This is a genomic window from Micromonospora sp. DT227 (assembly GCF_049841835.1).
Lineage (GTDB): Bacteria > Actinomycetota > Actinomycetes > Mycobacteriales > Micromonosporaceae > Micromonospora.
In genome coordinates this window covers 1-253 of record NZ_JBNCLA010000095.1, presented here as the reverse complement: position 1 = coordinate 253, position 253 = coordinate 1, and the positions used below count along the sequence as shown (strand labels likewise).

The window sequence follows — 253 nt, the reverse complement described above, 5'->3', positions numbered from 1 at the left end:
GCCTCCCGCGGACTGATCCCAAAGAACCCCGCATCAAACAACGCCGCATCAGTCAGGAACCCGCCCTCGCGGACATAAGCGGTCCCCGACCCCGCCGAATCCGGGCCATCCCACGACCCGACATCCCACCCCCGATCCACGGGGAACCCACCCACCGCGTCAACACCCTCAACCAGCAACCGCCAAAACTCCTCCGGGTCACCCACCCCACCCGGATACCGACACCCCATCCCCACAATCGCCACCGGCTCAT

1 protein-coding gene is annotated in these 253 nt (G+C 66.4%); it reads right to left on the bottom strand.

What is annotated here, in order from left to right; all coding sequences use genetic code 11:
* Positions 1-253, bottom strand: a 253-nt coding sequence (locus tag ACLQ2W_RS34045) for a beta-ketoacyl synthase N-terminal-like domain-containing protein (RefSeq protein WP_425792024.1), incomplete at both ends; no start/stop codon positions are given.